21 protein-coding genes are annotated in these 25,458 nt (G+C 44.2%); 13 read left to right on the top strand and 8 right to left on the bottom strand.

The window, feature by feature from the left end; genetic code table 11:
• The first annotated feature begins 35 nt into the window (after positions 1-35).
• Complete coding sequence (locus WG943_RS05010; protein WP_340407182.1) at positions 36-212, top strand: hypothetical protein; 177 nt, start codon at positions 36-38, stop codon at positions 210-212.
• Positions 213-261: 49 nt separating this feature from the next.
• Here WG943_RS05010 and WG943_RS05005 read toward each other — a convergent pair whose 3' ends face one another.
• On the bottom strand, positions 262-903 hold the full coding sequence (locus WG943_RS05005; protein ID WP_340407181.1) for a hypothetical protein: 642 nt from the start codon (positions 901-903) through the stop codon (positions 262-264).
• Between the two features lie 255 nt (positions 904-1,158).
• Between WG943_RS05005 and WG943_RS05000 the strand changes: the two genes are divergently transcribed.
• The 4 genes from WG943_RS05000 (at position 1,159) to WG943_RS04985 (ending at position 5,497) form a co-directional block, all read left to right on the top strand.
• The gene (locus WG943_RS05000) at positions 1,159-3,600 is read left to right on the top strand and encodes a GAF domain-containing protein (protein ID WP_340407179.1); all 2,442 of its coding nucleotides are present in this window, start codon (positions 1,159-1,161) and stop codon (positions 3,598-3,600) included.
• Positions 3,601-3,878: 278 nt separating this feature from the next.
• Positions 3,879-4,679: a hypothetical protein gene (locus WG943_RS04995; RefSeq protein ID WP_340407178.1), complete on the top strand. Its 801-nt coding sequence runs from the start codon at positions 3,879-3,881 to the stop codon at positions 4,677-4,679.
• A gap of 142 nt (positions 4,680-4,821) precedes the next feature.
• A complete protein-coding gene (locus tag WG943_RS04990; RefSeq protein WP_340407177.1) occupies positions 4,822-5,043 on the top strand; it encodes a CDGSH iron-sulfur domain-containing protein in 222 nt (73 codons plus the stop codon).
• 10 nt (positions 5,044-5,053) lie between these two features.
• Positions 5,054-5,497, top strand: a complete 444-nt coding sequence (locus WG943_RS04985) for a putative signal transducing protein (RefSeq protein ID WP_340407176.1) — start codon at positions 5,054-5,056, stop codon at positions 5,495-5,497.
• A 45-nt stretch (positions 5,498-5,542) separates the two neighbouring features.
• Here WG943_RS04985 and WG943_RS04980 read toward each other — a convergent pair whose 3' ends face one another.
• From WG943_RS04980 to WG943_RS04970, 3 genes are all read right to left on the bottom strand, one after another.
• Positions 5,543-6,904 (bottom strand): RagB/SusD family nutrient uptake outer membrane protein, encoded by a 1,362-nt coding sequence (locus tag WG943_RS04980; protein ID WP_340407175.1) that lies wholly within the window; start codon positions 6,902-6,904, stop codon positions 5,543-5,545.
• An 18-nt stretch (positions 6,905-6,922) separates the two neighbouring features.
• On the bottom strand, positions 6,923-9,889 hold the full coding sequence (locus tag WG943_RS04975; RefSeq protein ID WP_340407174.1) for a SusC/RagA family TonB-linked outer membrane protein: 2,967 nt from the start codon (positions 9,887-9,889) through the stop codon (positions 6,923-6,925).
• 236 nt (positions 9,890-10,125) lie between these two features.
• Positions 10,126-10,383 (bottom strand): acyl-CoA-binding protein, encoded by a 258-nt coding sequence (locus WG943_RS04970; protein WP_340407173.1) that lies wholly within the window; start codon positions 10,381-10,383, stop codon positions 10,126-10,128.
• A 143-nt stretch (positions 10,384-10,526) separates the two neighbouring features.
• On the opposite strand from WG943_RS04970, the gene WG943_RS04965 reads away from it, so the two are divergent.
• On the top strand, positions 10,527-12,734 hold the full coding sequence (locus WG943_RS04965; RefSeq protein WP_340407172.1) for a S9 family peptidase: 2,208 nt from the start codon (positions 10,527-10,529) through the stop codon (positions 12,732-12,734).
• A gap of 124 nt (positions 12,735-12,858) precedes the next feature.
• On the opposite strand, the gene WG943_RS04960 is transcribed toward WG943_RS04965, so the two are convergent.
• Complete coding sequence (locus tag WG943_RS04960; RefSeq protein WP_340407171.1) at positions 12,859-13,590, bottom strand: N-acetylmuramoyl-L-alanine amidase; 732 nt, start codon at positions 13,588-13,590, stop codon at positions 12,859-12,861.
• A gap of 51 nt (positions 13,591-13,641) precedes the next feature.
• Positions 13,642-14,640, bottom strand: coding sequence for a quinone oxidoreductase family protein (locus WG943_RS04955; protein ID WP_340407169.1), 999 nt, complete (start codon positions 14,638-14,640; stop codon positions 13,642-13,644).
• Between the two features lie 130 nt (positions 14,641-14,770).
• Between WG943_RS04955 and WG943_RS04950 the strand changes: the two genes are divergently transcribed.
• Entirely contained in the window at positions 14,771-15,271 is a 501-nt protein-coding gene (locus tag WG943_RS04950) for a GNAT family N-acetyltransferase (protein ID WP_340407167.1), read from the top strand.
• 69 nt (positions 15,272-15,340) lie between these two features.
• On the opposite strand, the gene WG943_RS04945 is transcribed toward WG943_RS04950, so the two are convergent.
• Entirely contained in the window at positions 15,341-16,561 is a 1,221-nt protein-coding gene (locus WG943_RS04945; protein WP_340407165.1) for a S8 family peptidase, read from the bottom strand.
• Positions 16,562-16,958: 397 nt separating this feature from the next.
• Between WG943_RS04945 and WG943_RS04940 the strand changes: the two genes are divergently transcribed.
• Together WG943_RS04940 and WG943_RS04935 are read left to right on the top strand one after the other, a co-directional pair.
• The gene (locus tag WG943_RS04940) at positions 16,959-17,726 is read left to right on the top strand and encodes a peptidylprolyl isomerase (protein WP_340407163.1); all 768 of its coding nucleotides are present in this window, start codon (positions 16,959-16,961) and stop codon (positions 17,724-17,726) included.
• A 181-nt stretch (positions 17,727-17,907) separates the two neighbouring features.
• Positions 17,908-18,741: a zinc-dependent peptidase gene (locus tag WG943_RS04935; RefSeq protein ID WP_340407161.1), complete on the top strand. Its 834-nt coding sequence runs from the start codon at positions 17,908-17,910 to the stop codon at positions 18,739-18,741.
• A gap of 137 nt (positions 18,742-18,878) precedes the next feature.
• Here WG943_RS04935 and WG943_RS04930 read toward each other — a convergent pair whose 3' ends face one another.
• Complete coding sequence (locus WG943_RS04930; protein WP_340407159.1) at positions 18,879-21,347, bottom strand: S9 family peptidase; 2,469 nt, start codon at positions 21,345-21,347, stop codon at positions 18,879-18,881.
• A gap of 657 nt (positions 21,348-22,004) precedes the next feature.
• On the opposite strand from WG943_RS04930, the gene WG943_RS04925 reads away from it, so the two are divergent.
• The 4 genes from WG943_RS04925 (at position 22,005) to WG943_RS04910 (ending at position 25,438) form a co-directional block, all read left to right on the top strand.
• Positions 22,005-22,850, top strand: a complete 846-nt coding sequence (locus WG943_RS04925) for a hypothetical protein (RefSeq protein WP_340407157.1) — start codon at positions 22,005-22,007, stop codon at positions 22,848-22,850.
• 13 nt (positions 22,851-22,863) lie between these two features.
• On the top strand, positions 22,864-24,423 hold the full coding sequence (locus WG943_RS04920) for a M20/M25/M40 family metallo-hydrolase (protein WP_340407156.1): 1,560 nt from the start codon (positions 22,864-22,866) through the stop codon (positions 24,421-24,423).
• Between the two features lie 227 nt (positions 24,424-24,650).
• Positions 24,651-25,082 carry a hypothetical protein gene (locus tag WG943_RS04915; RefSeq protein ID WP_340407155.1) on the top strand — a complete coding sequence of 144 codons (432 nt, stop codon included), beginning with the start codon at positions 24,651-24,653 and terminating at the stop codon, positions 25,080-25,082.
• Positions 25,083-25,144: 62 nt separating this feature from the next.
• Positions 25,145-25,438 (top strand): (2Fe-2S) ferredoxin domain-containing protein, encoded by a 294-nt coding sequence (locus WG943_RS04910; protein ID WP_340407154.1) that lies wholly within the window; start codon positions 25,145-25,147, stop codon positions 25,436-25,438.
• The last annotated feature ends 20 nt before the right edge of the window (positions 25,439-25,458 follow it).

Here is a 25,458-nt window from a genome sequence, read left to right as displayed (position 1 = left end):
CGTAAGCTATAGTACAAACCAAAAGAAAACAAGCTATGACAAAAGGACATAATCAAGACCGACACAAGCAGAGTAACCCTGAGGCGAGAGATAAAAATAATGTAAAAGAAAACCGCCACTTAACCGATCAGAAACAAAACAAAAGCCCGGACCAGGGCCGGAACCAAAACAAAGAACAATCCGGCGGCACTAAAGGAAAAAACGCTATTTAACGAAACAGGCCCGGAAGTTTATACTTTCCGGGCCTGTTCAATTTTATACTTAGCGGCTCTCTTCCCGCATTTCCTGGTATCGGTCTTTTGCTTCTTTGCTTTTCTTCAGGGTGGCGAACTCTACTTGCAGCGCTGCAATTTTAATTTTATCGCTGTTGTTTAGTTTATCCAGCACTTCTGCCTTACGCGTGTTAAGCTCCCCCACCACAAACTCGGCATACTCCCAGTCGCGCAAGTTCCAGCTGCGGCGGTGCTCACGGGTAACATCAAGAGCAAGTATAAAGGCCTCACGCAAGTTAGCAGGCTTTATACTGCCAATCCGGGTAGTACCCGTCATAATTTTCTCCCAGTGCTCCAATTCGTCCTTATTCAGGCTTACTGCCTGGCGGGTTTCGTTTCGTTCTTCCCACTCTTTGTACTGAGATTTCATTTGCCCATACTCACTTCTCGATTTTTCAGACATCTTGCGGGTATTTTGGTCAAGAGAGTAGGTAAGCTCGCGGTACTCTCGCTTTACACTGGGCCACTCCTGCCGGATGGTGCTGTCGGCAAGACTGGCTTTGTTTTGCATCCAGCTTCGTAATGCTGCCAGATCTTTCTCCAACTGAGACTGTGACTGCGCCTGGGCTCCGAACGCGAAACCTGTAAGCGCAATGGCCAGCGCATATTTTGTAACTGTACTTCGTATCATAGTTAAGGCTGTATTGGTTACTTTATAACTCACCGTTACAGTAAATATTATGCCAAAGATATATTTCTGAAGAGGCCTATACAAGTATTAGCACTGGAAGGGCATTATACAAAAGCATAACACCTTCTTAATCAGAATTGCACTATCTTTTACAGAAAACTTTCGTTTATAGGTTTAAGAAATGTTTTAACAACCAGTTATATAACATAAAAGAGAATACAGTACACCCTTAAGCTGCACGATGCACTAAACCCTATGAGCAAACACCATAAAGGTAGCTTTCATGAAACAGTTGTTTCCATCACCAATAATGATGAAATTATTCTCAGCGTAGATGAATTTCCGTTTCAGTCTGCGCTTAGTTTATCTCCGCTTATTGCCTATTGGGAAGAAAAACTGATAAACGATCCCAACTGCAATGCTTCCAGAATAAGCGAATTAGCCGACTTGCTCCGCGAAAAAGGAGACCTTATTTCGCCAATACACGATGTATCTGTTACAGACCGGCATATAGACACCGTAGATGTGCTGATGGAAGACATTTTTGCCGGAGCACTTTGGGAAAACGACCTAAAGGCTGTTGTGGCTCCCTTTCATTTTGACAGCTTTTACGCCACACCCAAACTGGAAGAGCTGAAACTGCTAGGTGGCGATAACTACTCCGAAAAACTGAACATTGATAAAAAGACTTTGCTCTTTAGGTTAACCTTATCAGCCTATACTATTATACTTGATAAGTTCTATAACGCCAATTTTCACGTAGATGAGCCTTTTATTTTTACCATACAGGATAAGTTTACCAAACTAGACCGCCATTACAAGCTAAGTATAGACTTGAAATTTATGGAGGTAAAAGCCAAAGGTGAGATAAAGAAGCTTAGGGCCCAGGAAATAAACTATCTGATAAACCGCTACAACAACCTAGACCTCTGGATGCAAAAGCTGCCGCCTGAGAATTTTGAGTTTTCGGGCTTTGCGATATACGACTTCACAGAAGTAACCATAGAAGAAACCATTTCATCGTTACGTTACGAACTATTGGACCGTGATTCTATTGCCACAGAAGAGGGCTTTGAGATTTTGCAACAGAAATTAAGGGTATTGTACGCCTTGCCGGGTATACGCCTTGGTTTTGCCTCCTGCCCTGCCCTGCAGGAGTTTGACACTACTTATGCCCGCAAAATCTGGAACGGACTTATACTTTCGCAAGGCTCAGACCTGAGGCTGGAAGACCTGAATGGCTCTATTTATGAACCGGTGATAAAAAAAGGCCACACTATAATTGTGGAAGACTTAAAAGTATTGCCGGTGCCAACCACCATAGAAGATAAACTGCTGGAGCACGGCATACGCAACCTTATAATTGCTCCACTAGAGTACGAAGGCAGGATTATAGGATTGATGGAATTGGCTTCACCTATACCCGGAGAACTTAACGCACTGTCAACGATCAGGCTAAAGGAGATTTTGCCGCTGTTTGCCCTCGCCATGAACCGTGGCCTGGAAGAACTGCGCAGTAGCATACAGAACATCATCAAAGAAAAGTATACCGCCATACACCCAATAGTGGAGTGGCGATTTACACAGGCAGCCATAAACCTGCTGGAGAAAATGGAGCGCAACGCCTCTTCCGAAATAGAACCGATTGTGTTTCGGGATGTGTACCCGCTTTACGGCTCGTCAGATATACGCGGATCGGCTATAGAGCGCAACAAGGCCATACAAGGCGACCTGCTGGAGCAGCTGGTACTAGCAAAAGAAGTATTGCTGGCTGCAAAAGACAGCTTACCACTTGCCATACTTGATGAGCTCATTTTTAAAACAGACAAGTTGTCGCAAGGCATTGTACAGGATCTCGCATCTGATGAAGAGGCAATTATATTAGGCTTTTTAAGAGAAGAGATAGAGCCGCTTTTCGATTATTTCGCCAAGAAGAATTCTATTGCCACAAAGGCTATTAATGCCTATCGTTCAGCAATTAATAATCCTTATAGGGTGGTGTACAATAAGCGGCGCGCCTACGAAGAAAGTATGTTCATGATAAATGAGACGATTTCTACTTTCCTGGAACGCGAAGAAGAGAAGGCGCAGCAGATTTTCCCGCACTACTTTGAGAAGTATAAAACAGATGGTCTGGAGTATAACATTTACATAGGCTCATCGTTGCTAAACGATGGCAATTTCCAGCCAATTTATTTAAAAAACCTGCGCCTATGGCAACTCATGCTTACCTGCGAAGTAGCCAGGCGCATCCATAACCTACGGGCAAACCTTAAACTGCCATTAGAAATTACCCAGCTTATACTTGTACACAGCGACCCGATCTCTATCCGTTTCCGACTTGACGAGAAAAAGTTTGATGTGGATGGAGCTAATAACATCCGGTATGAGATCATTAAAAAGCGACTGGATAAGGCTACTCTACGCGGAACTGAAGAACGACTTACGCAGCCCAACAAAATCGCTATTGTGTATACTCAACAAAAAGAAGCTGAAGAATATGTGCGTTACATCGAATTCTTACAATCTGAAGGCTATATAGGTAAAAAAATTGAACGGCTTGAGCTAGAAGAGATGCAGGGTGTGCAGGGGTTAAAAGCTTTACGAGTTGAGGTTAGCTTTGAAGAACACTTGCGCCATAATATAGATGCCGGGGATGAGTTGCTCAACATTGCTCAAAGTGCAAGTTTAAATTAAACATTTTACAGGTTTTAAAAATAGGAAACATTATATATTATCCTATTTTTCAATTTTTTTAAAAGTTTTTTCAACCTTCTAAATATCTACACTTAACACTAATAGTCAATAACTTACATCAAGCAAAACACCAGAGCATCCTATAACAACATACCTGCTCACAGAAAATTATTTATAAAAATGCAATTATTTTAAGTCTTCCTCCGTTTTCACTGCAACCTACCGGCAGCAGGTGCCGTAGTGTTCTAATTTTTTTCAACTTTTCAACTTTTAGCCAAATGAAATTGAAAAACAGAATTTTACCTGCCATGCTTTTCTTCGGTGTGGTAGCGCTAAGCTCTTGTGAGAAGAGTGAGCAGGAAAATGTGATGCCGGAATTTAAGCAAGGCACTATTTCACAGGTATTAGCCGACTCATCGAAGGTGACTGCCTACAACTTTGCCGGGCAATCGGTAACGCAGGTTAACCACTACGATAAAGAAAGTGGCAAACTGGAAAGCTTCGAGAAATACGAGCGCGATGCCAAAGGCAAACTAACTAAAGTATCAACACACGCCGGTGACAACCAGGCGGTACTGTCGGTGCAAATGTATGCTTACTCCGACAAAGGTAACCTTGAAAGAACTACTTCAACTTACTACAACAACAGCAACGTAGAGTATAGCACTTACGCTACTTACAGCTACAAAGAAGACCAAACGCTAGAGAAAAAGTCTGTTTTTGAAGGAACAGGTGACAAAGGCAAAGCCAAATCTTATACTACGTATGAGGTTCTACCTAACGGTAACTACACGCAGGAGAAGCAGTTTGTTATAGATGATAAAGGTACCGCCAAGCTTTTCTCAACTACAACTTACTCTTACGACTCTAACCGTAATCCATTCTTCGAGTTTGCAGAGCCTGGTACAACCAGCAGCCCTAACAACGTGATTGTGGCCAGCACAACAGTGCACGGCACAAACAAAACGTATAAGTATTCTTACTCTTATAAGTACGACGACGCAGGCAACCCAGTAAGCCAGACAATTGTTAAGCCAAACGGCCAGCGCGAAACTTATACTTATGTGTATAGTAAGTAAGCTTATATAAGCGAAAGCATTTATGAAAAGCCATTCCCTGAAAACCGGGGAGTGGCTTTTTTTATTACAGCGTTGCTTAAAACTATTCGTTCTATTACAGTCTAAAATTGACTATATTTGTTTTACATTAAATTTAAGACGAATGGCAAAAACTAGACTTACTGTTAATAACAACGGCTCGCTACGTGTAGAGGGTGATTTCGAAATTGTAGATAAAAACGGAAATGCATACGGCTTGGGAGGCAGAGAGCTTGTCTCAATCTGCCGTTGCGGCCTGTCTAAAAACAAACCGTTCTGCGATGGCTCTCACAAAGGCCACTTTGAGCACGAAGCGGAAGCTTTTGACCTGCCACCTAAAAAATAACTAAAAAAGTATGGCTGAGCGCCTGATAACAATCGCCACATTTAACGATGTAACCGAAGCCCATATTCTGAAAGGACGACTGGAGGCAGAGGGTATACTTTGTTTTTTAGGTGACGAGAACATTATAGGTGTGCAGCCTTTTTATGCCAATGCCGTTGGCGGTGTTAAGCTTAAGGTACCTGAAACGGATGTAATGGAGGCAAAAGCCATACTTACCCGAATACAGGAAGGAAATACACTTTTTGATTATGACACTATAGAGTTGGCGCCGCCCATGCAGGAGCACGAAGTTGTGAACACCTGCCCGAACTGCGGCTCCGATAATGTAGAACAGGTAAAGTTTAATAAAACTGTATTCTCGATCAGTTACTTGTTTCTGGGCTTTCCAGTACCGTTCCTGAACCGAAAAAAGTATACTTGCCACGAATGCGGCCATACATGGAAATCCAACTAAAAAGGGGAGCCTTGCAGCTCCCCTTTTTAGTTGGACAAAATTCAATTATACATCCAGCTCAGAAAACGGTATCGGGAAGCTTACCCAGACATCATCTCCAGCACGATCAATTGGCAACTCATTTAACCTGTTATACCGGCGCATATCTACCCAACGGTGCCCTTCAAAGTATAAAGAATACCGGCGTTGGCGAAGCATCTCTGTAATCAAGGCCTCGCTTGTAACAGGTCCGCTATAAGGCTGCAATCCGTGCCCTGTACGAATGATATCTAAGGCGGTAACAGCATCTGGCAAAGCTCCTGTCTGGATTTTCGCCTCTGCATAAATCAGGATCAACTCTTCATTTCTAATGATAGGCACAGGATCAGTGTTAGAATTATACAGCGCCACATCATATTGGCTCGTTAAGCCACTTTGTGTAGCCGGAGCATCTCGCAGTGCCACCTTACCTAACCGGTCATCGCCAGGTGTTGCATCACTTACATAGCTTGGATGTGCTAAACGTACCTCTCCTGTAGCATTTCGTGCAAAAAACAGCGGGTTAAGCTGATCTCCGGGGCCCGTACTAAAAATATAGTATGCTCCTTTTGCAAAGTTGTTGTTTAGCTCCAGAAAGGATTCGTCTAGCGCCTGCAATGCTCCGCTAAAATCCTCCTGATACACATTCACTCTGGCTAATATCGCCCTGTTAAATTCCAGAAAATCAGAAGGCGAGGCTGAGTTTCTTAGCTCCGGCTCAGTTATCAAATCATCAAACCCATCGGATAAAGTAAAGGCAAAACTAGACCCAGCGCTTGAAAGATCCTGTTTCGCTTCCTCTAATAGTCCCTCTATGGCAGCCAGTGCTTCAGTGCGGTTTACAATAGGTCCTAAATTATCAAAATCATCTACATCTATACGAATGCCATTTTCATTCATCATGGTAAGGTTTAGGAGCAGTTGGTGCGCTTTTATTGTTTTCGCGAACCCAAGATACCCCTGCTTCTGCTCATCAGTTACCAAATTGGTATTATTTACAGCGTCTATAAGCGTGTTTGTGTTTTTAACCACTCGGTACCGTGCAGCCCAAGGGTTAGTGGTGTAAAAGGTATTGTTATCTAAGATAGAGCTACCAAACCCTAACAAATCTGAAGTAAATCTTGGGTCTGCTCCCGAAAACCTGTAATGCTCACGGCCTATCACTCCTACGTTATCATAATAGGTTCCCAGCACATTGCGCATACCAGACTCTGTTCCGACTACCAGATTATTCAACTCGTCAACAGTAGCGTTTTCAAGAACAGACTCTATGGTAGGGTTGTTAGGATCTTCTATTTCATCTATGTCGCAGGCAGGGAGCACAAGCGCTAAAGCCACAAGTCCGATATAGCCCCTCAAGTATTTAGATATATTTTTAAGATTTTTCATGGTCTCTTTAATTTAGGGTTAGAATCCAACTGACAAGTGGAAAAACATTCTTCTGGAGTTAGGGAATGGCGTAACATCAACACCTGTAGAAAGGCCGTTGCCTCCAAAGTTGGATACTTCCGGGTCATACCCTCTATAATCTGTTATTGTGAAAAGATTATTGGCTGACACACCCACACGAAGATTGCGCACTACTGTTCCAAAAACGCTTTGCAGAGCAGTTGGAGGCAGGCTATAGTATAAACCTACTTCGCGCAGGCGCAGGTAAGATGCATCCTGAACGAAAGGCTCAGCACTTACACCTAGCGCAGCTATACGCTCTGCCGCATTAGACACACCGTCTCCGTCATCGTCATCGTCATAATCTGGGGATGTGCCGCCAAGGTCAGTTAATAACTCTGTTAGGTTAATGTTGTCACCGCCTTGTTTCCAGTGCAGCATAAACGAAAAGGTAAGGTTCTGTTTTATAGTGAAGAAGTTCTGGAAGCTCATTTGGAAATCAGGCGCCGCATCACCTAGCTTCTGCACACCTTCTTCTCCTTTGATACCAGTAATTTGCGTAACAGACTCTCCTTCTTCTATAAAGAAGGTGCCCAACGTATTACCAAAGCCTCCCAGCGGGAAAGCAGGAACATCAAGCTCTGTCATTTCAGAGCGGTTTACCCAATAATTTGTTCTGGAATCCCATTTAAAAGCAGGAGTCTCTATAGGGGTAACACTTAAACCTAATTCTATACCTCTGTTGCGCAACTCGCCACCATTTACAAAACGAGTGGTAAAGCCAGAAGAAGAAGGCACGTTTTGCACCAGTATAAGATCCTCTACAGTTTTCTGATACACTGTAGCTTCAAACACAACTCTGCTATCCAGTAAACCTACGTCTACTCCTGCCTCAAGCTCTTTCTGGCGCTCCTGCTGTATATCCTCGTTACCTCGCTGTATTGCGTTAATTAGGCCGGCATTACCGCCAATGTTAAACGGCACTAAAGATGTATACTTTGCTCCAAATACCGGGAAGCCACCAGCTTCGCCGTAAGCAGTACGCAGCTTAATTAACCCAATGGTTTCGTTTGTCCAAAAATCAAAGTTGGCAAGGTTTACAGCTAAAGAGAACTTAGGGAAAGCCTGAAACTCATTGGCATCGGCGTTATTTGATGATTTATCTAAGCGCAAGCCTGCTGTTGCAATTATCCGGTCTTTAAAGTTGAACTCCTCCTGGAAAAACAAGCCTTTGTTGCGTTCGATGATGCGGGTCTGAGTTACATCTACAGCACCTGCCTGATCAAGGTTGGTCTGGCTGCCTATTAGCTGTGTGGCCACATTCAGCGTTTGGTCCTGGTTAAAGTTTTCGCGGGTGGCTCCTACTGTTGTTGTAAAAGTTACGGTCTTATCTGATAAGTAGAAGTTATTAACTAAAAACGCGGCATAGTTCGTGTTCAGGTTAAAATTATTGCCTTGGATAGAGGCACCACCTGTACCGTTTCCATCTGCCTGGAACTGCAGTAGCCTTGGAAAAAGAGCTCTTGTTTTTAAGTTGTAGAAGTCTAAACCTGCCCGTATGGTAAGCCTTGTTGTGCTCTGGTCTGTTTCGTAAAGCTGTGTGTTAAAAGTTAAACCACCCAAAAATCTGTTAGTGGATTCGTTGTTGGTGATTAGGTCGCGTGTTTGCAGAAAGTTAGATGCACCGAAGGGGTTGTTTGGATATAATCCGTTTTCATCCGGGAAAAGGTCTACAAAGCTTGGAGTAGAGGATAGTGCCACACCAAAGGACACACCCCTGTTATCGTTGTTTGTTAAACCTCTATCAGCTGATGAGTTAATATAGTTTGTGCTTAAACTAAAGTCGAATCTGTTGGAGATAGTATGGTCTAGATTAAACCGAAGAGATTTTTTCTCATAACCAGTATTTTCAATAATACCTTCTTCATCCTGTATTAAGCCGCCTACAAAAAACTGCGTTTTTTCAGAACCGCCGCTTACATTTAAGCGGGTGTTGTATAGCATACCTGTATTACCGTAAAGCTCTTCTTCGTAATCAATCAAACGGCCCTGGTCTCTGGCTGCAATAAACAAAGGCACTGCTGTAGCTCCAAAAGATGCTCTTACCCGCTCCTCGTCTAAGGTGCGCTGCCCAAGCAGATTTGCCACTCTTGCCACACCAATATCCTGTGAAAAATCAACTATAGTTTTGCCCATAGCACCGCGCTTAGTAGTAATAACAACTACGCCAGCAGATGCAAGCGAACCATAAATTGCCGCTGCAGAAGCTCCCTTCAAAAATTCTATACTTTCGATGTCGTCAGGGTTAAGGTCTGCAATACGGTTAGAAGGGTTATCCTGGTTAGAAGAGTTACCACCTCCAGCTGCAGCCGTTATTGCGTTAAGCCCGGCAGAGATAGAAGAGTTGTCCATGATAATGCCATCAATTACATACAGCGGCTCCGACTCTCCGAAAATAGAAGTAACACCACGTAACTTAACAGATATACCACCACCTGGCGCACCTGAATTAGCTACCACATTGGCACCCACCACTTTACCACTTATAGCCCCATCTAACGTTTGAGGATTTGTAGTGCCTACCAATTCTTTGGTATTAAGTGCCGCTACTGCGTTGGCTGCGTTTGCGCGTTTAACTGTGGTTGCCAAACCTGTTACAACTACCTCCTGCAGGTTAGTTGTTCGCTCTTGCAGGCTTACGTCTACTGAGGTAGTAGATGCGGTTACATCTTTTACCTGTGTTACATAGCCTAAGTATGAAAATTGCAAGCGCCCTGTGGCACCAGGCAGCTGTATAGTATACTTGCCAGCAGCATCTGTTGTAGTACCTGTTGTAGTCCCTAGTACCACCACGCTTACACCTGGCAATGTATTACCAGACCCTGCATCTGTTACAACACCTGTTACCGAAGTTTGGCCAAAAACAGCAAAGGGCACCATCAAGAGAAACAAGATGAGCACCCTGATAGGGTAATTTTCCTTCATAATTATATAGATTAAGTGATAGATGCGTTTCGAAAAGGCTAGATACCTCAGCAACAGCCATGTACTATATACGACAGTTTACATTTTTGGTATAAAACAAATATATTTTTGCAGAATGAGGCATCTACTGAATATTAAATAATTGTATAATGTAATGCAAACTTTGCAAAGAGCACATAAAAAAAGCAGCAACCTGAAAGGCTGCTGCTTTAGTTTAATTAGTTAAAATTTACCGCTTAATTTCCGGCCAGTCTGTTTACCAGCTCCACATATTCCTTGCGAGCTTCTTCGCTGCTTTTACCTTGCTGCTTTTTCCAAGCATCCCATTTTGCAATGTTTTTAAAATCGAAACCGCCCGGGCGATCGGTATTTACATCGCCTTCAGTCGCTTGTTTAAATAGTGCGTATAACTGCAGCAGCACGTCGTTGGACGGGCGTTCTGTTAGAGACTTGGATCTTTCTACTGCACTATCAAATTCTTGTTGTGTAGCCATAGTTTTGGTTTGTGGTTAGGTAAGTTTCAAGATAAATAAAAATACACTGCATGCATAACTTTTAAATCGCTTTTTTTTGCAGGCTTTATTGCTTGTGTTTCTATACTTGTAAGGCTTTAACAACTAATCTATTTTAAAACAATATGAAAAAACCACTTTACAAGATGCCATTCGCGGTGCTACTAACCGCTATGCCGGTCTGGTTGTTCAGTAGCTGCACCTCCGGCACTATTACCAGCGCCAGCACCTCTACTAACGGCACCGAAACTGCTGTGGCAACTACAGAGAAGGTAACTCCTCCTGCACCACAGCCGCCAATCGCTAAAAAAGTACCCAAAGAACTAAGCACACATAGCGATACCCGCACAGATAATTACTATTGGCTTAATGAGCGTGAGAACCCTGAAGTAATCTCATATCTGGAGGCCGAGAATGCTTACACAAAGCAGATGCTCAGCCACACTGAGGACCTACAAGAAAAGTTATACGATGAAATTGTTGGCCGCATACCCCAAAAAGATGAGTCTGTACCTTTTAAAGAAAACGGCTACTGGTACTATACCCGATTTGAGGAAGGCAGAGAGTATCCAATTTTTGCGCGTAAAAAAGGTACTTTAACCGCAACCGAAGAGGTAATGGTAAATGCCAATGAGCGTGCAGAGGGACTTAGCTATTACTCTGCTGTCGGGATGAACGTTAGCCCAAATAACAAGCTACTTGCCTTTGGCGAGGATACCGTAAGCCGCCGCAAGTATACCATTCGCTTTAAAGACCTGAGCACCGGCCAGCTGCTGACAGACCACATCCCGAATACAACAGGAGGAGCTGTTTGGGCCAACGATAATAAAACGGTTTTCTATACAGTTAAAGCCCCTTCGCTGCGCTCTTTCAAAATCTTTAAGCACACCATTGGCACTCCCTCCTCCCAAGATAAAGAAGTATACCATGAGGCAGACGAAACCTTCAGCACATTTATTTACAAAACTAAGTCTGAGAAGTACCTGATCATTGGCTCTAACAGCACCGTATCAAATGAGTACCGCTACCTGGATGCTAATAGCCCTAATGGCACATTTAGGGTAATTCAGCCACGCGAAAGAGGCTTGGAGTATAGTATAGACCATTTCGGCAATAACTTCTACATTGTTACCAATAAGGATGGTGCTACAAACTTTAAACTGATGCAGACACCGGTTACTAAACCGGGCAAAGCCAACTGGAAAGATGTTATTCCACACCGCGAGGATGTATTGCTGGAGGGTATCGAAATTTTTAAAGACCAGCTGGCACTGCAGGAGCGTAAAAACGGCCTTACCCAAATCAGAATAAAGAAATGGAACGACCCTAAATCAGACTACTACATCGACTTTGGTGAAGAGGCTTATACGGCTTACATCAGTATAAACCCTGATTTCGACAGTAATATAATTCGCTTCGAGTATAGCTCACTAACAACACCAAACTCTACCTACGACTACAATATGCAAACTAAGCAAAGGGAGCTGAAGAAGCGCCAGGAGGTTGTTGGTGATTTTAACCCGGATAACTACGAAGCTAAGCGCGTTTACGCTACTGCCGATGATGGCACTAAAATTCCGATATCGCTGGTTTACCGCAAAGGCACAAAAATGGATGGCTCAAGCCCATTGCTGCAATATGCATACGGCTCCTACGGCATCAGCACCAACCCTGGGTTTAGTTCTGTACGTTTGAGCTTGCTGGACAGAGGCTTTATTTATGCCATTGCGCACATACGCGGTGGCCAGGAAATGGGCCGCAAATGGTACGAAGAAGGCAGGATGCTGAAAAAGAAAAACACTTTTACTGATTTTATCGATGCCTCTGAGTACCTGATAGAACAGAAGTACACAAACCCTGACAAATTATTTGCACAAGGTGGCAGCGCCGGCGGACTGCTGATGGGTGCTATCGTAAACATGCGCCCAGACCTGTACAAGGGTGTGCTAGCAGCTGTGCCTTTTGTTGATGTGGTAACTACTATGCTGGACACAAGTATTCCGCTTACAACCGGCGAGTTTGATGAGTGGGGAAACCCGGCACAGAAGGAGTATTATGACTACATGCTGTCTTATTCGCCTTACGATAACGTGAAAGCACAAGATTATCCTAATATGCTTGTAACCACCGGCCTTCACGATTCTCAGGTGCAGTATTGGGAGCCAGCCAAATGGGTAGCAAAACTCCGTGAAATGAAAACCGACAACAACATGCTGCTACTGCACACGAATATGGTAGCAGGACATGGCGGTGCATCTGGGAGATTTGAGCGTTATAAGGAAACTGCCCTGCAATATGCTTTCCTGCTTAACCTTGTGAACCAGAATCAGTAAAACCCGTGATCAAGGGCTTTTATAAGTTCAATAGATTTAAACAGAATGGCCGCTGCTATAGTATAGCAGCGGCCATTCTGTTTTCTAAAGTATAAATGGTTAGGCTAGTTATACTTTATCATCTTTAAGGCTTTGGAGATCCTTTAAGCCCCAAATCCTTTGTTCTTTGCCTGATCTTTTTCATAAAATCTGCACCTGGATCTACTTTCTGGGTTCTGTAGCCTGTATCTACCTCTTTCCACAGCGGATGGTTTACAAAATCCTGATACTCGTAATGTCCTATCAGGTACTCTATGTCATACTTGCTTTTCAGGTACCGTACCAGGTCTTCGTTTGCTTTAAGCTGTGCTTTTGTAAGCCCTTCTTTTCCTCCTCCAACATTCTCTACACCGATTGCGCAGTGGTTCAGCCCGATCACATGGCGGGCAAAAGCTGTATCAAGTAACTGCCTGTAAACGGTGCCATCTCTGTCTACCAGAAACTGAGCAGATACATTCAGGTTGCTTGCAGTGCCAATCTCAGTGCGTGCGCCCGGAAGTAATGTCGGATTCATGGCAGCAAAAGATCTTTCCAGCGTAGGTATGGCCGTCCAGTGCAGCACGATCATTTTAGGTTCTATATAGGGCACCTCCTGCCGAATGTTATACCTCTTCTCCATGTACTCCAGCGAGAGCTGCTTTCGTTCCTTATCAAATAAGATAGGCTTCTCAAGTATTTGAAAGGTTGGGCCGGCACAGGAACCGAGAATTAACAGACCTATAGCACCTCCCATTACTGCCATTCGTTTAAACGGCCATGCATTTACATTCATTATAGCGTACTTATTAAACTTATACTTTGCTGTAAGCCTTCTCAAGGCATAGCAGGTACATTCTTAAATCTACTAGATAAATAATATCCTTTATCACTAGTCAATTCTCACTACGATCTTTCCAAACTGTTTTCCGGCTTCCATATAACGCATGGCTTCTTCGGTTTTCTCAAGTGGGAATACAATGTCTACTACAGGCTTTATCCCCTTCTCGTCTACCAGGCGCACCATTTCTGCAAAGTCCTGGGCAGTTCCCATGGTACTACCGTGTATAGCTAGCTGCTTCCAGAATATCTCTGCTGGGTTAAGCTGCCCGATCATACCAGTGGTGCCACCATACATGCCAATGCGCCCTCCGGGTTTAGCCAGCTTTACCAGTTGCACAAAACCCTCTCCGGCAGCACCGTCAATGATCACATCAAAACCACCTGCCTTTTCTTTGAGCGCTTTGCCCCAACCTTCTGACTTATAGTTGATACCGTCTGTGGCTCCCAGGTCCAAGGCTAAGCCAATTTTTTCGTCGCTGCCAGAAGTTACCCATACTTCGGCGCCAACAGCCGCTGCAAACTGAATGGCAAACAAAGCCACGCCACCGCCTGCACCTGTTACCAGCACCTTGTCGCCGGCCTGCAAACCGCACTTTGTAAACATGGCCCGGTAAGCTGTTACACCGCCCAAAGGCAAGGCTGCTGCTTCTTCAAATGTTAAGTGCTCGGGTTTCTCATGCAGGTTAGCAGCCTGTACTTTTACGTACTCTGCAAAGGCTCCGTCTTCAGGCATCCCCAGTACTTTAAATTCTTTACCTTGTGCTCTCAGGTTATCACCCCAGTCAGATGACGGATCCACAATAACCTCTTTGCCAAGCCACATTTTGTCAACGCCCTCTCCTACCTCAGTTACAATGCCAGCGCAATCAGAGCCAAGTATAGCAGGGTAGTCTTTTGTGAAGTAGCGGCCATACTGTATCCAGACATCGCGGTGGTTAAGAGCCGCAGCTTTTACCTGCACTACAGCTTCGCCTGGTCCGGCGCTGGGTTTCTCTTTTTCGATCAGGGTAAAAGGCTTGTTAATGGCTTCAAGGTATATCGCTTTCATGGTTTTCTGTTAATATGATTAAGGAGCTATACTTACAAAGATAATAGTTAAGGTAAGAGTATAAAGTACAGCCGGCATTGGCATTTAGGTTCGCCGGCTTTAACTTGCGTTTGTTTTAAAATACATGCTCATGCACCCAGACCTAAGTATAAAATCAGCCACCCAGGCAGACATCCCTGTTATAGAAGCACTTGCCCTAGCCACCTGGAGCCATACTTACAGCAGTATACTATCGGAGGAGCAAATAGATTATATGTTCGGGGTAATTTATACGTATGAGGCGCTGCAGCAGCAAATGCAGGCAGGGCAGCGCTTTTTTATACTTTTAGAAGAAGAACGCCCTGTTGGCTTTGCGTCTTACTCAGAAAAGGATAAGATAGAGAAAGTATTCAAGCTGAATAAAATATACCTGTTGCCAGCATGCCAGGGCAAAGGGTATGGCAGGATACTTATAAGAGCTGTGGAAGAGGAAGTTAAAAAGGAAGGAGCCGCTGTACTTGACCTGAACGTGAACCGCTACAACAAAGCAAAGGAGTTTTATGAGCGTTGCGGCTACCATGTGCACCAGCAGGAGGATATTGCCATTGGCCCTTACTGGATGAACGACTACGTGATGCGGAAGAAGCTTTAAGTTGCCAAAAAAAAGAGGCAGCCATAAGCTGCCCCCTCAGTTAACCTTAACTTCAAACTTAAATTCTTATTAGTTGTGTGCTATTGGGTCCGGGTTGCCATCCGGATCGTTTGCTACAGTACCCGATGTAGTTATGTTACCTAACAGCAGCAGGCCAGCTACGTGTGGCGATGCCATAGACGTACCGCTGATTGTGTTATAGGCACCACCTTTCCAGGTAGATTTTATACTTACACCCGGTGCAGCATAATCAACAGGCGGATTACCGTAGTTAGAGAAAGAGGCAAATCTATCATTCACATCTATCGCAGATACCGTGTAAATATTGGCACCGTTTACTCTTGCCGGAGAAGAATTATTTGCGTCTGTACTTTCGTTACCGGCTGCCAGTGCAAATTTGATTCCCTTGTTTGCGGCTGCCTTAACGGCATCGTCAAGTGCCTGGGATACTGGTCCGCCCAAACTCATGTTGGCTACATCACCTACTTTACCGTTTGCCCCCACATAGTCTACACCTGCAATCACGCCCGAATAAGCGCCACTGCCACGGGCATCCAGTACTTTTACGGCTACAATTGTAGCTCCGTGTGCCACACCCACTACACCAGTCGAGTTATCTAACGCGCCGATGGTTCCGGCTACGTGTGTACCGTGCCCGTTATTATCGTCTGGAGTGTTATCTCTGCCCGAAGTAAAGGCTGTAAAGCTTCTGCCTGCATCTACGTTCAAGTCTGGGTGATCCAGGTCAACGCCAGAGTCGATAACCCAGGCTGTTTTACCGGCACCACTGGTTGCACCGCCAACACGGGTAATACCCCAAGGCGTCTCCTGTGCGGTAGAGCCACCGCCGCCTTTGCTAGGCTTTGCAAGCATTACAACCCTGTCTGGCTCTATGTAAGCTACTCTTGAATCCTGGCGCAGTTTTGCTACCTCACCCTCTGATAACCTGGCAGCTACACCGCTTATCGTTTTACCAAAGGCCTGCTCAATTTTTACATCTTGCACGCCATTAGCCTCTAAAATGCTGCGGCCTCTCTTACGTACTACTTCAATGCGCTGCTCGTAAGTAGCATCAGGATCTGAACGCAATGTTTCGTCTTGATTAAATACAACAATGTATTGACCTGGAATGATGGCTCCATTCTCTGATACCGCATCAACCTCCTGCTGTGGGCTCAAAGCCTCTGCTGTGTCCTGATCGCATGAAGTGAATGTGCAAGCCGCAGTAGTTAAAGCTGCTCCAAATAGTACAGAGCGTACAATTCCACGAAAATGTAAGGTGTTTTTCATACTTGTTTAAGGTGTTAGTGATTAAAAAAGAACAATAAAAATTAGTGACGTCAATTCTAATATATTGATTATAATAAATATACACAAATGATATATAGCGTATTTATAAAAATAAAGTCTAATTAGTATCTTATGTTATAACACAGGAACCAGACATAATCATCAGTTTTATTTGCCTGACAGCTGCTGCACCTATATTTTAGGACACCTGCTACTACATCTGCTGTTATACATCAATATAGCTATACTGTAATAAAAGGAAGCACAGATACGATACATCTAATTATATCAGAAATTTACAATTTATTAAGCCTTTAGGGTTACGTTTACTCTTTTGCGTATATAGTATATATAACATAGATTTAGTAGCTTAGTAAATCAGCAAACAATGTATAACATGAAATATAACCGACCATTTAAGCAGATTAGCAAAGCTTTGCTAGCAGCTGGCTGTATGTTATTTGCTACTGCCTGCAATTCTTCTGATAAGGAAGGAACTGATATTGACTCTGAAGCCACTGCGGCTGAACCCACACTGGAGCAGCTAACGTCAGAGAATGTTGTAGATGCCTTAACAGTTTATGGCCAGCAAAACCAAGATAGCATTGCTGTTATAAGTACGCGGCACGGCGATATTAAAGTAAAGCTATATGAAGATACTCCCCTGCACCGTGCTAATTTCGTTCGTCTTGCCAAAGCAGGTTTTTACGACCAGGGAGAATTTTATCGGGTAGTAAAGGGCTTTGCCATACAAGGCGGAGACTCTGATAACCGAACCATGAAATTTGGCAAGTATAGGTTGCCTCAGGAGTTTAACACCAAGTATATCCATAAAAGAGGTGCACTGGCTATGGCCCGCTATGGCGATGAGCGTAACCCCGACAAGGAATCATCATCGCATAACTTTTACATTGTGCTAGGCGAGAAACGCAATGCTGATGAACTGGCAGCCTACGAACAGCAGCACAATACAAAGTATACTCCTGAGCAGGTTGAGACTTACAGAACAATAGGCGGTGAACCCGGCTTAGATACAGAGTATACGGTATTTGGAGAAGTGATTGAAGGAATGGATGTGGCAGAAAAGATAGCAGAAGAACCTGTTGACGCACAGAACTGGCCAAGGCAGGTAGTAAAGCACACGGTTAAGGTGACGAATGAGTAAGAGATTATTATAATCTATACTTTATATAATAGAAAAGTTCTGGGAGTAAACAGAGGAGCCGGGACTTTTCAAATCAAAACTCATACTTTAACTGGCGCCTATTTTTAAAAGCTTCAGATGCAGCTATCTGCACTTACTTGCGTTGGTCTTTTTGATCCTTAATACATATCATAATAGCAAAGTGTTAACTTATAAACCAACGCTGCTCTACAGCAACTTATTTACCTCATTTTTTGTATTAGATGAGCTTACAGCTTTACAGGCCTTAGTTGCTATTGCAATGGTGTATGGGGTTATTGAGTTGGTACAGTATGGTATAAAGCAGCTACGCCTGAGCCCATACAAAGCAGAATTGCGCCGCCGACAGCTACCATATTACATGGCCCTGCCGCACAGTCAGCAACAGGAATTTGAAAAGCGGGTAGCCCAGTTTATACTTCAAAAGAATTTCATTCCACGCGGTGATCGCTTTGAGATTACCTTGCCTATGAAAGTGCACATTGCAGCCAGTGCAATACAGGCAACATTCGGTCTGGGGCCGATTTACCTTTCTCACTTCAAAACCATTCTGGTGTACCCCGACCGCTACTACTCTACCATCTTTAAGCGCTACCATTGCGGTGAAGTAAACATGCGCGGCCTTATTGTGCTATCGTGGCGGGATTTTGAGAGCGGCTACGGCAACGTTGCCGATGGCCTGAACCTGGGGCTGCATGAAATGGCCCATGCGCTGCACCTGGAGAACATGATCCGCAACAATGAGTATGATTTTCTGGATAGGCAGCACCTAGAGAATTGGCAAGCTATTTCGAGAAGTGAAATGCTAAAGCTGCAGCACCAGCCAACAGGCTTTTTAAGGCAACAGGCCTGTGAGGACGAACACGAGTTCTTTGCTGTTTGTGTAGAGTCTTTCTTTGAGAGGCCGCATGATTTCAGGCTTTCTAATCCAACTTTGTATGAGGCACTGAGCCAACTTCTACACCAAGACCCAGCAAGAGGAGTTTATCAGCTGTAATTAGTAGAACCAAGATTTGCAGGGGCTAGTACTGAACATATTCCTATCCATCTACCTCCTGCAAATCCTGATCTAAAACAAAATGCCCCGGCTAAAGTATAGCTGGGGCATTTTGTTAAAGTATAAAGTATGCGGTGTTACTGCACAGGGCGGTTCTTCACATAGGTATCCAACCACTGGTTCATTTCCCAAAGCATGTGCAGGATAGACTCCTTAGCACCGTAACCATGCGACTCAGCAGGCAGGAACACCAGGCGAGTAGTAGCGCCATGTCCTTTTAAAGCATTGTAGAAACGCTCACTCTGGATCGGGAAAGTACCCGAGTTGTTATCGGCCTCACCGTGGATCAGCAGGATCGGAGTTTTTACCTTGTGCGCATAAGAGAACGGCGACATTTGGAAGTATACTTCAGGGGCCTCCCAGTAAGAACGCTCTTCCTGCTGGAAACCAAACGGCGTTAACGTACGGTTGTAAGCACCGCTACGCGCGATACCAGCCGCAAACAGATCGGAGTGCGCCAGCAGGTTAGCTGTCATAAAGGCACCGTAAGAGTGACCACCAACTGCAATGCGTTTCGGATCAGCCACACCCATACTTACCACTTTATCGATGGCAGCCTTAGCGCTTGCCACTAGCTGCTCGTTATACGTGTCGTTTGGCTGTGCATCACCTTCACCAACAATCGGCATATCGGTTCTATCAAGTACAGCGTAACCTTGGGTTACCCAGAACAACGGGGAACCAGAACTGATGCGTGTAAACTCGTAAGGAGAGCTTTTTACCTGGCCAGCTGCATCGGCGTTCTTAAACTCGCGCGGGTAAGCCCACATCAGCATCGGTAGTGGCTTGTCCCCTTTCTTGTAATCTTTCGGCAAGTATAAAATGGCTGTCAGTTTTACACCATCGTTACGCTCGTACTGCAGCATCTCTTTCTGCACACCCTGCAACTGAGGAGTTGGGTGCGGGAATTTAGTTACTTGCGTCAGCGATTTTTTGCTCAGGTCGCGTACGAAGTAGTTCGGCGGGTCGTTCTCAGACTCTCTTCTGGTAATGATCTTTTTGCTGCTCAGGTCGATGATATCCACCGGACGCTCATAGTATGGCGCTTCAGATCTCCAAAGTATCTTACCTTTCTTGTTCTTCAGGTTAAACTCGCTCACAAAAGGCCTGTTACCCTCCGGCGATCCACCCTCAGATATCATGTAGATGTTCTGGCCTTTCTTGTCGGTCATCAGCACACTGCGGCCATACTGGTTTTTGGTATAAACCGGTGAGCCTGGATCGTTGTAGTTATCCTCGTAAGAACGCTCGATAAGTACTACAGCGGCTTTAGATGGATTATTAGGCTCTATCAGGCTGGCACGCTCTGTTCTGGTTTTCCACCAGCGCTCGTTCACGATGGCCATGTTGTTCTGGCCCCACTGCACGCCTCTGTAACGATATTTTGTAGAAGCTATTTTAGTAGGATTGCTTACAAAAGGAGCGTCTAAGGTATAAACGTTATCACGAACAGCTACTTCTTTGTTAGCGTCGCCGCCGTCCTGCGCCTCAGCCCAGTACAGGCTGGCAGGTTTGTCAGGGCGCCAGTTGTAGCTACGCGGACCTTTCGCCACGGCATCAAACGCGATCGGAATATCTTCGGCCAATGGCAGTTTGGCAAGCTCTTTCACAACTTTACCATCACGGTTCCATACTTCTACATTGTACGGGAAGTAATAGTGAGGCACCAGGTAAGAGTATGGCTTCTGGATAGTAGAAACTAACAAGTACTGGCCATCCGGAGAAATATCTACACTTTTAATGATACCAGCCTTACCAACTGGTGTCTGCTGACCGTCTAACGTTACGAACTTAAGCTGGGTAGCCATGTAGTAATCGAACAGACTTTCGTCGTAGCGGTTCTTTAGAAGATCCTGGTACGTACGCGATGGCCTTGCTTTGCCAATGTTTTGCTGCACGTTTGGCCCGGCTGGTACATGGCTATACTTTGGCGCCTCTCCGCGCTTCTCGTCGATAAACTTAACTAGAAGGCTTTTGCTGTCAGAAGCCCACTCAAAAGGGCGTCCGCTGTAAGCATCGTTCACTACGGCATTGGTCAGCTTTCTGGCTTGCTTTGAGCTAAGGTCGGCTGTCCAGAGCTCTATTCCGTTGGCAACAGTGTTTGTAAACGCGATGTGCTTATTGTCCGGAGACCAGCTAACATAAGATATCTGGGCGTTTTTAGGCAATCCTTTGATCTCAAACTCCTGTCCGCTGTTTACCTGCTTTAGCTTTAAGCCATTAGAAAAACTGCTGCGGCTTTGTCCGTTAGTGGCCGGGTTAATGCGCAGGCCGGCTATGCGGCTTTCTGGCGCTGATACTTCTTCTATACTTGGGTAACCAGATCTTTCCATCAAAAGCATCCAGTCGCCTTTCGAATTAATGCTTACCCCCGGTGTAGAAGGCGCCTCGATGATGTCGGCCATGGCCTGCGGCGGTTTTTGGTAGCCGATGTTGGTGTCTTGCTTACTCTGCGCTATGGCAACAGGAGCAGAACCACCTAACAGCAGCAGGCACAGCAGAGAGGAGGCTAACCGCCTGGCCGTTTTGGTTTTAGTAAAGTTCATACGATATGTTTTAGGTTAGATTAGTTAAGTTGAACTGTAGACTAAATATAAGGTGAAGAGTTTAAAGTTCTGCTTGTTTTTTTGGTTTGAACAACATGCAACCAATCAATTCGCAATTAAACATATCTATATATTATTTCTTAAATATTTTAGGTATGATTATTGCCATGAAGTTAAGCAGTACCTAAAGATACTGCTTAACTTAAAGTATTTGCTAATTACTATATGCATGGCAAAGCAACCATAAATTTTATTCCATCTAAGTAAATGTACCTGAAGCAAAAGTCGCTGTTATTGGCACCAATGCCTTGCTGCTACCAGGGGTGGAAAAGGAGGAAACGGAGGTAACTTGATGTTTATGTATAGCACAGATGGCTTTAGCCCAATTTTCAACCGTAATTAACATGATATCAATAGCATATTAAATTAAATACAGGAGGCCGAAAAAATGCATTTAGAATCAATGGTCGGTTAGAATTGATAATTTTGAACAGTCAAGTTAATTAGCAAAATATGTAAAGCTTCAGCGTTCATATCTTCATACTTCAAATTTCGCACAGTTACCAATCCTATTTGAAATAAAACTACTATACTATATACTTGTACTGCACCTGCTCAATACTAAGGAATCAATCCAAATCCACGAACAAATACCATATGAAAACACACTATAAATTCATCTCCCTAGCTTTGATTTTTACTGTATTTGCTCTAATAAGCATCAAGTTGTATGCACAAGATAAAACCACATACCTTAACAAATTAGTGGTAGAAAAGGGGAAGAAGTACGTTGTTAGCTCTGACAATACACTCCGAGTAGATACACTTATTATGTTTGATAAATCTAGCATCGTTTTTAATCCCGAACTACATGGAACATTGGAGGTCAAAGTAGCAATCATTGGGAATGGCTGTGTCATTATATCCAAAGGAGCCGATGGTGCGAAAAATAGATCTAAAAGCGATGCAACACATGGCCAGAATGGGGGAAACTTAACAATTCAATTAGGATTAGAACGACTAGGCAGTTTGATAATTGACACAAGAGGAGGCAACGGTGCACAAGGAAGAAATGGGCATGATGGACAGCCCGGGACAAAAAGCAGAACTGAAACCATTACTTATAGGGACTCTCAGGGAGTTGTTCAGTCTTACAAGGTTTTACACCCAGGAGAGCCAGGAACAGATGGCTCAAATGCAACTCAGGGAGGCAATGCAGGAAACGGAGGAAATTTACTCTTCACTTATTCAACCAGCGGCTTTGTTCCTGTCTTTAATCAGGAACAAAGAGATACAAATAGTATTACTATACTACATAAGGCTGGGCAGAAAGGCCGTGATGGTATTCCAGGCAAGGCAAGAGACTTAAGAAATAGAAGTGGCACTGTAGAATATGTTGAAAGTAAGACTAGTATTGATGGCCATGTAGTTTTACATAATTTGAATCCTATTGAAGATCATTCAGAAAATTTCCCTTATATTCCCTCAACTAATCTTAATTAACTAAACTTAAACTATGCTTAAAAAACCTCTACTCTTAGCTGCTGTTGCGCTCCAATTTGCCTTTGTGGCACAGGCCCAGCAGGAACCTGTAAACCTGGATGTGGTGCACCGCATTAAACAGGAAGGCCTGAAAAACTCTCAGGTAATGGAAACCGCTTTTTACCTGACCGATGTATCAGGACCACGCTTATCAGGTTCGCCGGGGCTAGACAGAGCTAACCAGTGGGCAAAAGACAAGCTGACCGAGTGGGGTCTTAAAAACGCGAAACTGGAGTCTTGGGGCGAGTTCGGCAAAGGCTGGGAGATACAAAAATCATACATTGCCATGACGGCACCTTACTACCAGCATTTAATCGCTACTCCTAAAGCCTGGACTCCGGGCACAAATGGCCCCGTAAAAGGCAAGGCTGTGCTGGTAGAAATCGAGAAAGAAGAAGACCTGCAAAAGTATAAAGGCCAATTAGCTGGCAAAATCATACTTACCAAACTGGACAACGAGGCTAAAACTACGTTTGAGGCAGATGCCAAGCGTTATACACTGGATCAGCTAAAAGAACTGGCCATGAGCCCGGAAGCAACCGGTAACTCCACCTCCAGTTGGACACCAGAACGTATTGCCCAGTACCGCGCACGGATGGCTCTGCGCAACAAAGCCACAGAGTTCTTTAAAACAGAAGGAGCCGCCGTTATACTTAGCACCAGAGGTGGCATGCATGGTACGCACTTTACCAGCAATGGTGCACCTTATGCCAAAGATGCCGCTCCTGCCCTACCAGAATTGGAAATGGGCTTGGAAGACTATGGCAGACTAGTACGCTTATTAGAGGCCAAACAGCCAGTTGAACTGGAAGTTGAAACCAAAACACGATTCTATTCCGACGATCTGAAAGGCTATAACGTGATTGCCGAGATTCCGGGAACAGACAAGAAACTAAAAGATGAGGTTGTAATGCTGGGTGGTCACATCGACTCTTGGCATGCATCTACAGGCGCTACCGACAATGCTGCCGGTGTAGCCGTGATGATGGAAGCTGTTCGCATACTTCAGTCACTGGGCTTGCAGCCAAAGCGTACCATCCGTATTGCACTATGGGGTGGCGAAGAGCAAGGATTGCACGGCTCCAGAGGTTATGTTAAAAACCACTTCGGCGACCCAGCTACTATGAAATTAACCAAAGAACACGAAAAACTATCCGCCTATTATAACCTCGACAACGGCACTGGTAAGATCAGGGGCATTTACTTGCAGGGCAATGATGCTATCAGATCTATTATGGAGGCGTGGCTGGCACCGTTCTACGATCTGGGTGCTACAACTGTCACCATCCGAAATACCGGCGGCACCGACCATTTGGCCTTTGATGCAGTAGGCTTACCGGGCTTTCAGTTTATTCAGGATGAGATTGACTATGATACCCGTACACACCACACCAACCAGGACACGTATGAGCGACTTCAGGCAGATGATTTGAAGCAAGCTGCCACGATTGTAGCATCAATTGTGTACCATACTGCCATGCGCGATAAGCTGGTTCCACGAAAGCCGCTTCCAAAACCAAGACAGGCATCTTAATAAGTATATTTATATTAAGTTACATATAAAGTCCCGGCACCGAAAGTTGCCGGGACTTTGCATATAAACTATTCATATTTAGCAACTTATAGCAAATCATAAAAACAGCTTTTATAAAAAAATAAAAAAAGCCTAAATATTTGTAACCCAGAATATTAAATAGCTTTTAATTTAGAACTAAGTTGCATCAGAAAAGGTTATGGAGGCTAGTATATTACTAATCTGCTATGGAAAATATGAGAAAATTTAAGAGCGCGACTGGCAAGACTTTTCTAACGATTAGTTATGATAGCACAAACGACCTTATCTATAACAACTGGATTGGATATGCGTCTTCTGAAAACGTAAAGCAGGGTGCTAATTCTTATATTGAGGTTTTGCAGGAGACTAGCTGCTCTAGCGCTATTACAGATAACAGCGAATTTGTAGGCCCTTGGGACAGTTCATTAGAATGGCTGTGCAATTACTGGGTACCTGCAGCGAAATTATCTGGATTGAGATTTTATGCACACGTTGTAAGCAAAGGCTCTTTTGCCGAGGAGGCCGCAAAAAAATTAGCAGAATGTGCAGAAAACTCTTTTGAAGTTAAACTGTTTGATCGATTGGCTGATGCTCAAGACTGGATTAAAATTAAGACAAACGTAGTTGCCTCGGCTTAAGCAAATTTTGAATTAGCCAGAATAGCTAAACTAATGTTACTATTGCACCCGTAAACCCTCACATGAGCAAATCATTTAACACCCCTGATAAAGTAATATATGTATGCACCGGCAGCAAGTGCAAAAAAAAAGGCGGCAAAGATAATGGCAAGGCACTCCGAAGCTTAATTAAAGAAGCAGGCCTGAAAGGAAGCGTGGAAGTAGTAAAAACTGAATGCACCGATCGCTGCGACTTTGCACCTGTTATGTCCTTTCAGCCTGAAAATGTTTGGATGCACCATGTAACAGAACAACAGGCAAAACAGGCATTCGAAGATAAAATCTTAAAGAAAACTCCACCTGCTGAAAAGTTTTAGCATAAAAAAAGCCTTTGGTC

This window comes from Pontibacter sp. H249 (assembly GCF_037892465.1).
Taxonomy (GTDB): Bacteria; Bacteroidota; Bacteroidia; order Cytophagales; family Hymenobacteraceae; genus Pontibacter.
This window is presented reverse-complemented; position numbering and strand designations above follow the sequence as displayed.